The 14,411-nt window shown below is 68.1% G+C and carries 9 protein-coding genes; 4 read left to right on the top strand and 5 right to left on the bottom strand.

Features of this window, described 5'->3' with window-relative positions:
* Nucleotides 1-482: 482 nt before the first annotated feature.
* Both DKM19_RS34285 and DKM19_RS34280 read right to left on the bottom strand, forming a co-directional pair.
* Nucleotides 483-965, bottom strand: coding sequence for a GNAT family N-acetyltransferase (locus DKM19_RS34285; protein WP_110701514.1), 483 nt, complete (start codon nt 963-965; stop codon nt 483-485).
* 430 nt (nt 966-1,395) lie between these two features.
* Entirely contained in the window at nt 1,396-1,848 is a 453-nt protein-coding gene (locus DKM19_RS34280) for a hypothetical protein (RefSeq protein ID WP_110701512.1), read from the bottom strand.
* Between the two features lie 673 nt (nt 1,849-2,521).
* On the opposite strand from DKM19_RS34280, the gene DKM19_RS34275 reads away from it, so the two are divergent.
* Nucleotides 2,522-3,661, top strand: a complete 1,140-nt coding sequence (locus DKM19_RS34275; RefSeq protein ID WP_110701510.1) for a cellulose binding domain-containing protein — start codon at nt 2,522-2,524, stop codon at nt 3,659-3,661.
* Between the two features lie 304 nt (nt 3,662-3,965).
* On the opposite strand, the gene katG is transcribed toward DKM19_RS34275, so the two are convergent.
* Entirely contained in the window at nt 3,966-6,236 is a 2,271-nt protein-coding gene (gene katG, locus DKM19_RS34270; protein ID WP_110701508.1) for a catalase/peroxidase HPI, read from the bottom strand.
* A gap of 15 nt (nt 6,237-6,251) precedes the next feature.
* Nucleotides 6,252-6,683 carry a Fur family transcriptional regulator gene (locus tag DKM19_RS34265; RefSeq protein WP_110701506.1) on the bottom strand — a complete coding sequence of 144 codons (432 nt, stop codon included), beginning with the start codon at nt 6,681-6,683 and terminating at the stop codon, nt 6,252-6,254.
* A 74-nt stretch (nt 6,684-6,757) separates the two neighbouring features.
* Between DKM19_RS34265 and DKM19_RS52625 the strand changes: the two genes are divergently transcribed.
* The 3 genes from DKM19_RS52625 to DKM19_RS34255 all read left to right on the top strand — a co-directional run bounded on the left by DKM19_RS52625 (nt 6,758) and on the right by DKM19_RS34255 (nt 13,623).
* Entirely contained in the window at nt 6,758-6,889 is a 132-nt protein-coding gene (locus tag DKM19_RS52625) for a hypothetical protein (protein ID WP_255415454.1), read from the top strand.
* Nucleotides 6,890-7,761: 872 nt separating this feature from the next.
* Nucleotides 7,762-8,892 carry a HupE/UreJ family protein gene (locus DKM19_RS34260; protein WP_110701504.1) on the top strand — a complete coding sequence of 377 codons (1,131 nt, stop codon included), beginning with the start codon at nt 7,762-7,764 and terminating at the stop codon, nt 8,890-8,892.
* 30 nt (nt 8,893-8,922) lie between these two features.
* Entirely contained in the window at nt 8,923-13,623 is a 4,701-nt protein-coding gene (locus DKM19_RS34255; protein WP_110701502.1) for a PQQ-binding-like beta-propeller repeat protein, read from the top strand.
* A gap of 78 nt (nt 13,624-13,701) precedes the next feature.
* Here DKM19_RS34255 and DKM19_RS34250 read toward each other — a convergent pair whose 3' ends face one another.
* Nucleotides 13,702-14,256, bottom strand: coding sequence for a DUF1349 domain-containing protein (locus tag DKM19_RS34250; protein ID WP_110701500.1), 555 nt, complete (start codon nt 14,254-14,256; stop codon nt 13,702-13,704).
* Between the last annotated feature and the right edge of the window lie 155 nt (nt 14,257-14,411).

Below are 14,411 nucleotides of genomic sequence, written 5' to 3'. Positions count from 1 at the left end.
CGTGGCGGAGTCATCGGCGAGGTGGCTACTCTGGCCGCTTGCGTGACTTCAGCTCCAGATCAGGGCTTATGTCGGCCCTGGTCAGGCACGTGCTCGGATCGCCTTGCAAGCGAGATGTCACTGGTTCGAACCCAGTAGTGCCCACCAGCCAAAACAGCCCCATCCAAGCTTTCTGGATGGGGCTTCGTACTATCACCATGCCATTGGTCTTAGCCGTGTATCCGGGGCGGCACGGTGAGCGATCCTGTACGCCGCAGAGGGAACTGTCCCAGATGAGCCCAGCTCACATTAAGCGGCCTTGACGGAGTGTGGGCCGACGCTGATCGTCACCTCGACGTGTCCGCTCAGCGCGGCTGCGTTCTAACACCTCCGCGCATGTAGGTGCGCCGGGCGGATCCAGGGCCTGTTTCAAAAGCAAAGTCGGATAGGTGCTTGCCCTCTCCGGGACGGGCTGTGAGGGCGCCGTCCCGGAGGGGTTTCGGTCAGAGCCTTCGGTAGTAGACGGCGACCGGAAGCTGGATGCATCCGAGCTTCTCGTAGAGAGCTCTGGCGGGTGCGTGGAAGGGGTCGCCCCCGGTGCCGATCTCGACCACCTCGGCTCCGAGGGCACGCATCTCACCGAAGGCGTGCTCGCACAGCGCGGTGCCCGTGTGGTGTCGGCGGTGCTCGGCCGAGGTGGCGAGGTGTGTGACGGTTCCGTTCCTGCGAGCCGGGTCGAGGGTCCAGGCCACGTAGCCGACGATGGCGTCCTCGGTCTCGGCGACCGCGACGTACTTGTGCCGGCTCGGGGCGTGGAGATCGGCGACCTGCTCGCGATAGTCGTCGCGCCAGTTGCCGTGCTGGTTGGCGAAGACGACCTCACCCACCAGGGGGCGGAAGTAGTCCTCGTAGAACGGCCGGAACGTCTCGATGGTCAATTCGGTGAGCCGCGCCAGGTCGTGCTGAACAAACGGGCGGATGAGCATGGAAGTGCGCCTTTCGGGCTGAGAGCTTGATACCTGAACGGAAAAGGGCATCAGTTGGCCCGCTCACGGCCTGGTGTCGGCGGTGAGCCGGCCCTCAGCGACGGGTACGGCAAGCGGCAAAGCACTCCATGGCACGCCACAATAGTGTCCGTCGGATAACGGCGTCGACCGGATCATCTCGGCTGAGGTTGATACGCCTCGCGTTTTCCGGACAGTGCGTCACCCGTGCACGGGATACCCGATCTGGACAAGATCTCTTTCAGGTGGGAATGGTCGGCTTCCGGGTTCGGCGATGATCACGACACTTTGGGTGAGGGGCTGCTTCGCATCGAAGTGGTCTGTGCCGCTCACAGCGGACCATGCTCCAGAACGAAAACCACCAACGAGAGCGATGCGGTGGTTGTGGTTCCAGCCGCACTTGCCGGCTGTGCTACGGACTCCTGCGCGAAGGTCTCTTTCTCCTGCGCGAGGATCTTTTTGGGGGAGGCGCGATAGCGGGCAATTGCCCGATGGAAGCAACCAATTCACCGGTGTTCGGACAGAACCAGGCTGCCTCGTTGCGTTCAACCCTGGCGACCAGGGGGTGCGAATCGGGATGCGACGGGCAGTGCGGCCACACCGCGGACAGGCCCGCGGTCCATAATGCCTCCACCGCCCACTCCTGCACCTGATCTGCGAGCCAGGCTATCTGCTCGGTCGGATCCTGTCCGAGTACTACGGAGACGCCCTGTCCGTTGCCGTCGGGAGTGTAGAACATGACGAACGCCTGCCTTTCCCAACAGCCGGGGTCGTCGGGGGCCTCGCGGATGTCGGGAGGCACGGCGCAGCTCGTGCGCAGGTCGCGGCATACCGGTTCCAGCGCGGCCAGGAGTTCCTCGTGCATGCCACCGAGCGTAGATCGGAAGAGGGGAGCTGAAGCGGGCTTGCGTCGTATGCGCGTCGATGGGTTCGTCGCAGGCTTGAAAGGTGTTCGAGGAGTGATCGTGAGGTCGTTCTATGGCGGAACGGGAGACAGAGGACGATGCAACACGCTCAGGTAGTCGACGGCGCCAGCCCTGCCATGGTGCTCGACACGCCTCGCGGTCGCCGTACTGGGTGATCGTGTCCATGATGGCCGTCTTACTTCCGGTCATGATCTGGACTCGGTCTGGTTCGAGCCGCACGCGGCCTCGCGGTGCCGCGAGCGGGCGCGGCACGCCTTCGAGAGATCGGGCGGCGATCTGCGCTCTCGATGGAAACTTTCATCCTCCCGGCGATGCCGCGATGGCTCTGACCTGTCCTGATGGGAATGCGGCCCAACCAGTGCTGGACCGCGCCGCCAAGCGGACGCAGCATCGTGATGGGCGGCGACACTCCGCCGTCCCGCTCGGGGGAGTCAACGCGACGACCAGCCGCCAGGCCCGTGCATGCTCGCGGGGGACCGCTTTGGTGCCCCGGTGGCCGGTGGCCGGCTGACGTCATCGTCGTCGTGTGTGTCCGACAGCAGCACCTGCCTCTGACCGGCATGTCGCGGTCAGGCCCGCCCAGTCCTGGCCGTCCGACAAGAGAGGCAGACGATGCCCTTGTCCCGCCCCCGTGGGGCCGCGTTGCGCGGCCTTCTGCTCGGATGCTGCGCGGCTGCCGCTGCGGCGGCACTGCTCGGCGCCGGATCGCCGCCCGCCTCGGACGCCGTCTCCGGCACGGCCCGGATCGGTGTGGCCGTCGCCGACACCGCACCGCCCAGCACACCTGGCGGGCTCACGCCCCGGACCATCTATTTGAACGGCGTAGCGGGCCTGTCCTGGACACCGTCGGCCGATGACGTCGCGGTCGCCGGATATGAGGTATACGCCTGGTCGTACAGCAATCCGACGGTCGATTCCTTCAGTCGCGTCCCCGCGCGCATCACATCCTCCTCGGCAACCGAGGTCACCGCCGAGGTGCCCGACCTCACGCCCGACCGCGACTTTCTGTTCTACGTCCGCGCCGTGGACGCCGCCGGCAACAAGAGCGTGCCCAGCCTCCTGGTTCGGAACACGGCCATGACCGAGCCGCCGGTCCCGGGCCCGTCCCCGTGGCCGGCGGCCCCGGCGAGGCCTTACGACCTGCGCGTCTATGCCGGGCCCGCTCCGGGGTATGTGGGGATGCAGTGGGCGATCGCAGGTGGCACGGGCCAAGCCCTCATCGACGTGTTTCGCCGCTCCTCCTCCGAATGGAGCTACGCGGGATACAGCCGGCTTCCGCGCACCATGGCGAGAGTCGGTGACGAGGCCTCCTACACCTTCCAGGTGGTGGGGGTCGGCGAGGCCGGCGACCTGAGCGACCCGTCCAACGCCGCTACCTACCTGCGCTCCTCGCCGACCCCGACGGCGACCCCGACAGTGACGCCGGCGCCCGTGGCCTGCGCGGTCACCTACACGGCGAGGAACTGGCGGACCGGCTTCACCGCGGATGTCACCATAAAGAACACCGGCAAGACCCCGATCGACGGGTGGCGGCTGGAGTTCGGCTTCCCCCTCACCGCTCAGCACCTCACCTCGGGCTGGTCCGCCACCTGGGTCCAGTCGGGCATGACCGTCGTCGCGACCAACCTGGCCTGGAACAAGACCGTCAAGCCCGGCCAGTCCATGGCGATCGGCTTCAACGGCACGCACTCGGGCGACAACCCCTCGCCCCTGACCTTCAAACTGAACGGGAGCCGCTGCATCCCAGAGTGACCGCGCACGACCCGTCCTCGGCGCTCCCGGCGAAGCACGGCTCACCTGGCCGCCTCTGCCGGGAAGCGTCTCAGGGATCGGTCCGTCCTGCGGTACCCGGGGAAGACGGCCCGCCTGAACCCGCTTGTGTTCGCCGAGCGCCGCCAAGGCCGGTTCCGGCGCGGCTCAGGCTGAAATCGCGGCCGGATGAGGTCGGGCCGGACGAGGTTGCGCCAAGGTCGGCGATGGTGGTCCTGCCGGGTCTCATAGCGGACGAGCCCGGTCGATCGTGGTGGCTCGACCGGGCTCGTCGGGTGGAAATGGATCAGGCGAGATCGAACCGGTCGAGTTCCATGACCTTGGTCCAGGCTGCGACGAAGTCGGCCACGAACCTGTCGGAGGCGTCCCGGCTGGCGTAGACCTCCGCGAGGGCTCGGAGCTGGGAGTTGGAGCCGAAGACGAGGTCGACCGCGGTGGCGGTCCACTTCACCTCATCGGTGTTCACGTCGCGGATTTCGTACACGTGCTCCTCGGACTCCGATGCCTTCCACCGGGTGCCCGGGGAGAGCAGGTTGGTGAAGAAGTCATTGGTGAGCACGCCGGGCCGGTCGGTGAGGACGCCATGCCGGGTACCGCCGACGTTGGCTCCGAGAGAGCGCAGGCCGCCGATGAGGACGGTCATCTGGGGCGGGGTCAGGCTGAGCATGTAGGCACGCTCGACGAGCAGCACCTCCGGTGGGGTCTTCACCCCGGAGGACAGGTAGGTGCGGAACCCGTCGGCGCGGGGCTCGAGGACCCGGAAGGACTCGACGTCGGTCTGCTCCGGAGTGGCGTCGGTGCGGCCCGGGCGGAACGGTACCGTCACCGTCACGCCGGCCTCGCGTGCCGCCTTCTCGACGGCGGCCGAGCCGGCCAGCACGATCAGGTCGGCAAGCGAGATCTTCGCGCCGCCGGCCTCGTTGAACTCACGCTGGATGCCCTCGAGGGTGTCCAGGACCGTCGCGAGCTGCTCGGGCTGGTTGACCTCCCAGCTCCGCTGCGGCTCCAGACGGAGCCTGGCGCCGTTGGCGCCGCCACGCTTGTCGGTGGACCGGAAACTCGCGGCGGAGGCCCAGGCGGTGGAGACCAGCTGGGCGGTCGTGAGGCCGGACTCCAGGACCTTGGCCTTCAGGGAGGCGACGTCGTCGTCACCCACCAGTTCGTGCTCGACGGCCGGCACCGGGTCCTGCCACAGCTGGGGTTCGGCGACCCACGGTCCGCGGAAGCGGCTGACCGGACCCATGTCGCGGTGCAGCAGCTTGTACCAGGCCTTGGCGAAGGCCAACGCGAACTCGTCGGGCTTCTCCAGGAAGCGGCGGGAGATCCTCTCGTACGCCGGGTCGACGCGCAGCGACAGGTCGGTCGTGAGCATCGTCGGCTTGTGCTTCCTCGACGGGTCATAGGCGTCGGGGATGATCGCCTCGGCGTCCTTCGCGACCCACTGCTTCGCGCCACCGGGACTCGTGGTGAGCTCCCACTCGTAGCCGAAGAGGATCTCGAAGAAACGGTTGCTCCACTGTGTCGGCACGTCGGTCCACGTCACCTCGAGACCGCTGGTGATCGTGTCTCCGCCCTGGCCGGTGCCGTACGTGCTCAGCCAGCCCAGCCCCTGCGACTCCAGCGGCGCGCCCTCGGGCTCCGGCCCCACGTGGTCGTCCGCGATCCCGGCGCCGTGGGTCTTGCCGAACGTGTGGCCGCCGGCGATGAGAGCGACGGTCTCCTCGTCGTTCATCGCCATCCGTCCGAAGGTCTCGCGGATGAAATACGCCGCCGCGGCCGGGTCCGCGTTGCCGCGGGGACCCTCCGGGTTGACGTAGATGAGACCCATCTCGGTCGAGCCGACGTCCGGTGACATCTCATTTTCGGTGACGTAGCGCGCGTCGCCGAGCCAGGCGTCCTCCGGACCCCAGAAGATCTCCTCTGGCTCCCAGATGTCCTCGCGGCCGAAACCGAAGCCGAAGGTCTTGAACCCCATGGACTCCAGGGCGACGTTGCCGGCGAGTACGAGCAGGTCGGCCCACGAGATCTGCTGGCCGTACTTCTGCTTGACCGGCCACAGCAACCGGCGAGCCTTGTCGAGGTTGGCGTTGTCGGGCCAGCTGTTGAGCGGGGCGAAACGCTGAGAGCCGTCGCCGGCCCCGCCGCGACCGTCGTGAATGCGGTAGGTGCCCGCAGCGTGCCAGCTCATCCGGATCATCAGGCCGCCGTAGTGGCCGAAGTCGGCCGGCCACCAGTCCTGCGAGGTGGTGAGCACCTCGATGATGTCCTGCTTGAGGGCCTCGACGTCGACCTGCTCGAGCTCCTTGGCGTAGCTGAAGTCCTCTGCCAGCGGGTTGCCCTTGGAGGAGTGCGCGCGCAATATCGAGAGGTCGAGCTGGTTGGGCCACCAGTCCCGATTCGTGTGCGGACGACCGCCGGTCTTCGGAGTCGGCGAGTCGATGGCCGGGTTCTCGCTCTCGCTGCCATGCGCGGTCACGGAGTCGTGCGCGATCGGACAGCCGCCTGCTTCGCCTCCGTTCTTCGTGTCGGTGACGATCGCGTCGTGGTTCTCGGTCATGGAAATCCTTCCGGATCAGCTGGCGGTGGAACAGTTGAGGCACACGCCCCAGTAAATGATCTCGGCCTCGTCGATCGTGAAGCCGTGATCGTTGGAAGCGGTCAGGCAGGGTGCCTCACCGATCGCACAGTCGACGTCGGCGACGACACCGCACGATCGGCACACGATGTGGTGGTGATTGTCGCCGGTCCGCCCCTCGAACAGGGCCGGACTGTTCGGCGGTTCTATACGGCGGACGAGCCCCGCAGCGGTGAGCGCGTGGAGGCCTTCGTACACGGCTTGGAGGGAGACCTGGCCGATACGGTCACGTACTCCCGAGGTGAGCGCCTCGACACCGAGGTGGTCACCGTTTCGGACGGTCTCGAGCAGTGCGACACGGGCCGCCGTCACCCGTAGGCCGGCACCTCGCAGCTCCTCGGCGGTGGTCGGGGGCTGGGATGCGGTCATGAATCCATGTATACCGTCACAAACACGAATAATTCAATATATTGACTCATTCATGCCTTAGTAGGTCCCCTTTGATGTCCAGGGGCATATACGTGTACGTGCTCATGATCAGTCCGATCCGGCTGTGCCCCGGCGTCTTCGTCGCGGCCCGAGGCGAGGCACCGGAGGCGAGCGGGGACGAGGCACGGGCATGGCGCAGGTCGTGAAGCCTCGGCGAGTCGAGTCCCGCTCCATGTCGGGGAGTAGTGGCTGGGGCGGAACCTGATCTTCCCGTCCGCCATGTCCCAGGCAGAGCCCAGCAGACCGGCTCCTCCAGCTCAAGCCCGTCTGTGATCGTTGGCATCCAATGATTGAGAAAGGTCATCGGCTCAGGGACACGCGCCGGGTCGTATGTCGCGAGCGACTGAGTGACCAACTGCGCGACGACAACCATGAACGCCTATGAACAGCGGTGGACGGCAGCGGACGACTCCACCAGGGCGAGCCCGTCTCCGAGGCTGGTCGGATTGGCTCCCAGGGTGCTTTGGGAGCAGGGGCGCCAGCTTCTAAGGACTTTGAGAGACCTTCGGTTTCATGCGGGTCGGGGCACGATCTCCGGCCGGTGATGCGGAGTGAAGTCCACTGGAATGTCGAAGTCCGAGTACTCCACGGTGGATGAGATGACCTCAGTGACGGTGGGCGTGGACCGGTAGCCGGTCACGGTGGGTGGATCAGCGCCCAGGATGGATCAAGGCAGACGAGGCCGGCTCGCTGCTCTCCTGGGTGAGCCGAAGGTAAACGGGACGGTTACCTTCGGCTGTCGCCAGAGTCGTTGGAAAAACGCCCCGGTCCCCGCCGGCACACCGCCCGGCGAATGCCGTCGCCTCCCGCATCCTTCAGCACGAGGCCGGCGACGACGGGCTCGTGCATGCCGGGCTCAAAAACCCGGTTTTCGGCGCTCGGAAACCCGGCTCCGGCCGGGGGATGACCGGTAGCGGAAGAGTCGGTGAATTGGGCCGTCTCGAGTTGCCGGGCGTGGAACGAGCACTGCAGGGTTGGGCAACGACCGCGATTCCCCCCACGACGGAAGTGCTTTCCTGTGCGTCTACTGGCCTTCCTCGCCGCCCTTGTCGCCGTGCTCTTCTTCGCCGCTCCGGCGCAGGCACACGTCCGCGCGACCTCGGTCGCGGTCGACCTGCGTAGCCAGGGCGACGGCGTCTCCGCTGTCGTCGACATGGAGTACGACATCCTTGCCCGGCTGCTGAGTCTCGACGGGGCCCTGAGCCCGGACGCGGTCGGCGTGGACGGCGCGGCCGTCGAGGTGCCGACCGAGGTGCGGCGCCGTTCGCTGGACGCGCACGCGAGCGACGTGGCGGCGTACGTCGGCGGGCGCCTGCGGCTGAGCCGTGGTTTGATCGGGTGCGCCGCTGAGGACGACGCCCGCGTCGAACTCGCCGACTCCGGCGCGGTACAGGTCGCGCTCGCCTACGACTGCCCGGCGTCCGGCGCGCTCACCGTCCGCAGCGACATCTTCCGCGCCTCCGACGGCGTCGTCGACAAAACCACCACGATGGTGGCCTACGACATCGATGGCCACCGCGGTTCGACGTTGCTCGACACCGCCCGCACCAGCGTCACGGTGGGGCGCACCGACCTGCTCAGCGAGATCCCGCGGTTCGTCCGGCTCGGGGCGGAGCACCTGCTCTTCGGGATCGACCACGTGCTGTTCCTGCTGGCGCTGCTGCTGGGCGCGAAGCGGCTGCGCGACGTCGTCGAGGTCGCCACGGCCTTCACGGTCGCACACTCGGTGACCCTGGTGCTGGCCGCGATCGGTTTGGTCAGCGTGCCCGGGTGGATCGTCGAGCCGCTCATCGCGCTGTCGATCGCGTTCGTCGCGCTCGACAACCTGCTCTCGCCGAGGACGAGCCACCGGCTGCCCGTGGTCTTCGGCTTCGGGCTGCTGCACGGGCTCGGCTTCGCGGGCACGCTCAGCGTCGACGGGCCGCTGTCGGCCTCGACGCTGGTCGACCTGGTCTCCTTCAACGTCGGCATCGAACTCGTCCAGTTGACGATCATCGCGCTCACCTTCCCGGCGCTGCTGTTCCTGCGCAGGGCCGCGACCACACCGGTCGCCGCTCGCGTTCTTACGCTCGGCACCGTCGCGGCGACCGTCGCCGTCGCCGGTGCCGGTCTGGTCTGGTTCGTGGAACGTTCCCCGCTCCTGACCTGACACCTCCCTCCCTCATCCCGAAGGATCCCGATGTCCGCGTTATTCTGGACACGCGCGCGCCTGCGCGTCGTCCTGTACACCACCACGCTGGGGCTCGCCGCCAGTGTCGTGGCGGGCCCGCTCGCGTCGTACGCGGCGACCGTCATCGACCCGCCGGAGGCCACCGTCAGCGGCGTCGTGTACGTCGACGCCAACGGCGACGGCCAGCGCAACCCCGGCGAGGTCGGCCTGGCCGGCGTACGCGTCTCCGACAGCAAGGTCGCCACCACGACCGCCGCCGACGGCTCCTACTCCCTGATGATCTCCACTGACCGTCGCAAGACGGACATCGTGTGGGCCGGCCAGCCGCGGGGCTACCGGTTCGGCCTGGACCAGTACAAGGAGCCGAGGTTCTGGGCCAACCTGGGCCAGCTCGACGACGACGCCACGCCGACCGCGGACTTCGCGCTCGTCCGTGACGACCTTTCCGACGGCGACACCTTCTCCTGGGCCAACATCGCCGACCCGCACGTCAACGCACAGCTGCCCGACCAGATCCGCGAGATCAACTCCACCGGCACCGACCTGCGCTTCATCGCGGTCAGCGGCGACCTCACCAACGACGCCAGCCAGGGGCAGTTCGACACGTATCGTCGCGGCGCCCAGCAGTCGGCCGTCGGTGTGTGGCCGGCCGTCGGCAACCACGAGTACGCGAGCGGGTCGGCGTACGCGGACAGGATCGACAACTATCGCAAGAACGTCGGTCCGGAGTGGTACTCGTTCAACTACGGCAACCGGCACTTCGTGGTGCTCGAGAACAACGGCTCGGCGCCGTTCGACGAAGAGATCAACTGGCTCAAGGACGACCTCGCCGCGAGCGTTCCGCTCGACGACGACCCGAGCAACGACATCGAGCTCGTCGTCCTCACCCACCAGCCGATGAACGTCCCGTTCGGCTCGCCGTCGGAGTACGACGCCTTCGGTGACGTGCTCGAGAAGTACAAGGCGCAGCTGATCCTGGTCGGCCACGAGCACTCCAACCACGTCGAGAACAACTCGGCGTTCGCCTCGACCGCCAAGCACATCCAGACCGTGTCGAGCTCGTACACGATCGACAACGCGCCCCGCGGTTTCCGCTACATCCACATGGCGGGCCCGGACTTCGACAACCCGTTCCGGATGTACGGCGAGAACGAGCACCTAACCATCGTCAACCCCGCGCCGGGCTCGAAGGTGCCGGCCGCGGGGATGCCGGACGTCCAGATCAACGCCTACGACACCGGCGACGAGGTCGTCTCGGCACGCTTCCAGATCGCCGGCGACAAGAACTGGAGGCCGCTGTACCGCAGCGGTGAGTTCACCTGGCGGGGCAACCTGCCCAACAGCCAGCAGACGCCCGGTGCGCACAGGATCGACGTGCAGGTGGTCGACGCGGCGGGCAAGACCTGGACCAAGTCGGCGGACTTCACCCTCACCGGCGAGCCGGAGCTCAAGCCGGTCGCCGGTGGTGACTGGGACCAGCACCACGGCGACGAGGCCCACTCCGGTGTCGCGCCGGCGCAGGAGGCGGGCCGCCGCCTCGCCTGGAGCTTCCGCACCGAGGGCACCTTCCTCACCGGGTCGCCGGTCATCCACGACGGCGTCGTCTACGCGGGCACCCGCGACGAGAACGGCGACGGCAACAGCCGGATCCACGCCGTCCGGCTCAAGAACGGCAGGGAGCTGTGGAACGTCCAGGTGCCGCAGTCGATCCACGGCAGCCTCGCCTACGGTGACGGCCTGATCTTCGCGCCGACCCTCGGCTCGGAGCTCTACGCCGTCGACGCGGAGACCGGCAAGCTGCGCTGGAAGGCCGTGCCCGAGCAGGCGCCGGCCCCGAACAACCAGCGCGCCTACGGCTACTACTCGCCGGCCGTCTCCGGCCACACGGTGCTCTGGCCGTACCAGACCCGCTTCGGCATCGGCAGCCAGGGCGTCCTCAAGGCGCTCGACACCCGCACCGGGAAGCAGATCTGGGCCTCCCCGATGTCCGGCGCGACCATGAGCGACGGCACGCCCGCCGTCATGGACGGCACCGTGTACGTCGGCAACGAGACCGCCGACCGCGTGCTCGCCTACGACCTGGCCACCGGCATCCGCAAGTGGACCGGAACCGAGTCGCTCGGCAGCTGGCAGGACGGCGTGCCGACCGCGGCCGAGGGCAAGGTCTTCATCGGCGCCAACAACGGAATGGTCGCGCGTGACGCCAAGACCGGCGCGACGCTGTGGACGTACACCAGCCCGCGCTCCTCGCTCGTCTCAAGCGGCTCGACCCCGAGCGCCGCGGCCGTCAAGCAGGGCGTCGTCTACATGGGCTTCCCGAGCGGCGCCGTCGTCGCCCTCGACGCCGAGACCGGCAACGTCATCTGGGAGCGGGCGCTGCCCGGCGACATCTACCACGGTGGCGTCATGTCCAGCCCGGTAGTGGCCGGCGACACGCTCTTCGTCGGCGCCAACAACGGCAGGTTCTACTCCCTGGCCACCGACACCGGCCAGATCCTGTGGAGCCACGAGATCGGCACCTGGGTGGGCGCCGGGCCGGCCGTCAGCGGCAACACCGTCGTGGCGGGCGCCTGGGACGGCAACCTCTACGCCTACGTGCCCGGTGGCGAGTCCGCACCGCGCTGGGCGACCGTGACCGGCACGGTCAGCGACCCGGAGACGGACGCTCCGATCGCCGGCGCGAAGGTCACCGCCATCGCCGACGGTCAGGACACCGTGGTGACCAGCACCGACGACAAGGGTCACTACCGGATCGGCCTGCCGGCCTCGACCTGGACCGTCACGGCGGCCAAGCGCGGCCTGATCGCCGACGGCCGCTCAACCGCCGGCGTCACGGTCGGCACCACCGGCAACGAGACGGCCGACCTGAAGCTGATCAAGGTGGCCCACCCGGTCGCCGGCAAGTCGACGTACGCGCCGGACTACGGCAACGGCAGCACGCGCACGGACGTCGTCACGGGCAAGGAGTACTACTACCTGGCCAACGACAAGATCCGGGCGTCCGTGACGCCGTACACCGCCGGCAACAACCTCGCCGGTGGTCTGGGCCAGGGCGCGCTGTCGGACATCATGCTCAACGACGCCAACGGCGCCGAGACCCTTGACTGGGGTGAGATGCTGCTGCGTCCGAGCCTCACGCCGCCCGACTCGTGGGACCGGCCGAACGACCAGCTCGACCTGCCCGACCTCGCGGTCGATGGCGCAGCCGTGGTCGGCAACGGTCAGTACCGGGCGAACCCGGCCATCAAGGCGCAGGTCCGCTACGAGACCCTGCCCGACGCTCCGGTCGTGAAGATGACGGTCAAGCTGACCAACACCGGCACGACGGGCTACCAGGGCTACTTCAACTACATGATCGACCCCGACAGCTCGGCCGACAACGGCCGGATCCCCGGGTTCAGCGGCGTCAACCCGGGTCTGAAGACCTCGGGCTGGACCGGGAACTACGTCTACGTCGGTGCTGACGCGGCCACCACGAACGGCCAGGCCGCCCACGGTCTCGCGTGGGCACTGGACACGCCGGCCGCGGTCGGCGCGTACGGCTACGTCGAGGGTCTCTACTACGACGCCACGATGGCGCCCGGTGCCACCAAGCAGTTCAGCTTCTACCACCTGACCGACTACGCGACCGCCGGCGGCGACCCCACCGGCAACATCGCGAAGTGGACCGACGAGATCGACCTGCACGACACGGCCGTCCCGGACGCCGCTCGCGCGGCCGGCACGATCACCGCGGGCGGCGCCGCCGTCTCCGGTGCCCGGGTCGCCCTCGAGCAGGCCGGCACGGCGGTCGCGACCGCGAGCACCGACGCCCAGGGCAAGTACCTCGTCAAGGCCCCGGCCGGTCAGTACGACGTCCGGGTGTCCAAGCTGGGCTACCAGACGGCCACCGGAACGGTCACCGTGCCGGCGGCGGGCAGCGGCGTCGCCGACGTCACGCTGAGCCCGGTCACGGTCGAGGCGAGTTACGGCAAGCAGATCGGCTCGGGTCTGGTCGAGGCGGGCTACGGCGACGTCATGCTCGAGAACGACAAGCTCTCGATGGCGATCGCCGACGCCTACAACGACTCGCAGCTCTCCGGTGGCACCCGCGGCAAGCCGGTCGACATCGCCGTCCGCGGCATGGCCGACCAGTTCGACTGGATCAACCTGCCCTACGTCTCGGCGACCCAGCCGACCGGCGGTAGCGCGTGGGACATCCGGTCGGTGGTGGCGACCGACGTCCAGATCGTCCAGGCGACCGGCGACAAGGCCGTCGTCCGGGTATCCGGGCCGGTCAAGGGCTTCACCGGTCTGACGGCGGCGACGACGTACACGCTGAAGCGGGGGGACGACTTCGCCACGGTCTCGACGGAGCTGAGCAACTCCGGCTCGGCTCCACTCAGCGTGTGGACCGGTGACGCGATGGACCACGACGCGGCCGGCCAGGCCAGTGTGATCCCGGGTGCCGGCGTCGTGGTGCCGGGTGAGACGGCGGTCTACGTCCCGACCAAGCCGTACATCGGCATGACCGGGGCCGACCCGCAGGTCTTCGGTCTCGTCTACGGCACGCCGGCCGGCGCCTTCGACGTCTACGCCGCGGGCAACTGGGTGATGAGCCGGTTCAACGTCGACGTGCCGGCGGGTGGCTCCTACACCCTCACCCGCAAGCTCGTCGTCACCCCGGGCACCGACGCGGTGAGCATCCTCGACGGCGTCTCCGCGCCGTAACGCACACCCACCCCACCACACGGGGCCGGTCCGGACTCCAACCGGGCCGGCCCCGTGCGCGTAGGGGTTGCCGTGGTGTCAGGAGACCGTCACCGAGGTGAAGCGGGTCTCGAAACCCTCGCCCCTGGGGGCCGCGCACATGACGCCCGCGAGTGCCGGGACCCCCGCAGGGAAATAGGCGAAGCGGAGCATGGTGACCGGCGCCGCGCCGTTGAGCCCGTATCTCACGGTCACGGCGTCACCCTTGCGCTCCAGCTCCAAGGTCACCGACTCCACCGGCTCGGACACCGTGAGCATCGACCAGTCGGAGAAGTCCCTGGTCACCACGGCGCTCAGGTTGATCTTCCTGTCGACGTACTCGACGCCCGCCTTGATCCAGTTCTTCTCGTCGATCCGGAGCACGGCGCCCGCCTGGTCGTACCGGTCGACGTAGGCGGCCTGGAAGGTCGTGGTCACCCGCAGGTCGCCCGGCAGCGTTCTGCCGAAGATGTGGGCGGTGTCGTATATGTATCCGTAGTGGGTGACTCGCCACAGATCGGTGCGCGCCTCGGCGGTGATCCGGAGATCCTCACCCGCAGCCCACTTCGCGGGCTCGTTGATCCACTGCCATTCACTGAAATCCTGGACCGTCACGCGATCATTTTACCGATCGCCTCTGAGAGATCCACTGCCACTAACTGAGGCGATCTCAGCGACTTTCACGTCGGGTAGCCATGGTTGACGCGGTGGAGGTGCCGGCTCGGGCCGGGGGAGTCGAGAGCCGATACGACGGAGAGGAAGGGGGAGTT

It is taken from the genome of Streptosporangium sp. 'caverna', from assembly GCF_003203775.1.
In the GTDB taxonomy this organism is placed as follows: domain Bacteria; phylum Actinomycetota; class Actinomycetes; order Streptosporangiales; family Streptosporangiaceae; genus Streptosporangium; species Streptosporangium subroseum.
The sequence above is the reverse complement of the archived record's forward strand: the minus strand, read 5'-3'. Positions and strand labels throughout refer to the sequence as shown.

Coding starts and splice junctions, on each gene's coding strand:
- DKM19_RS34285 (WP_110701514.1), bottom strand. CDS start 965: ATGCTCATCCGCCCGTTTGTTCAGCACGACCTGGCGCGGCTCACCGAA.
- DKM19_RS34280 (WP_110701512.1), bottom strand. CDS start 1,848: ATGCACGAGGAACTCCTGGCCGCGCTGGAACCGGTATGCCGCGACCTG.
- DKM19_RS34275 (WP_110701510.1), top strand. CDS start 2,522: ATGCCCTTGTCCCGCCCCCGTGGGGCCGCGTTGCGCGGCCTTCTGCTC.
- katG (WP_110701508.1), bottom strand. CDS start 6,236: ATGACCGAGAACCACGACGCGATCGTCACCGACACGAAGAACGGAGGC.
- DKM19_RS34265 (WP_110701506.1), bottom strand. CDS start 6,683: ATGACCGCATCCCAGCCCCCGACCACCGCCGAGGAGCTGCGAGGTGCC.
- DKM19_RS52625 (WP_255415454.1), top strand. CDS start 6,758: ATGTCCAGGGGCATATACGTGTACGTGCTCATGATCAGTCCGATCCGG.
- DKM19_RS34255 (WP_110701502.1), top strand. CDS start 8,923: ATGTCCGCGTTATTCTGGACACGCGCGCGCCTGCGCGTCGTCCTGTAC.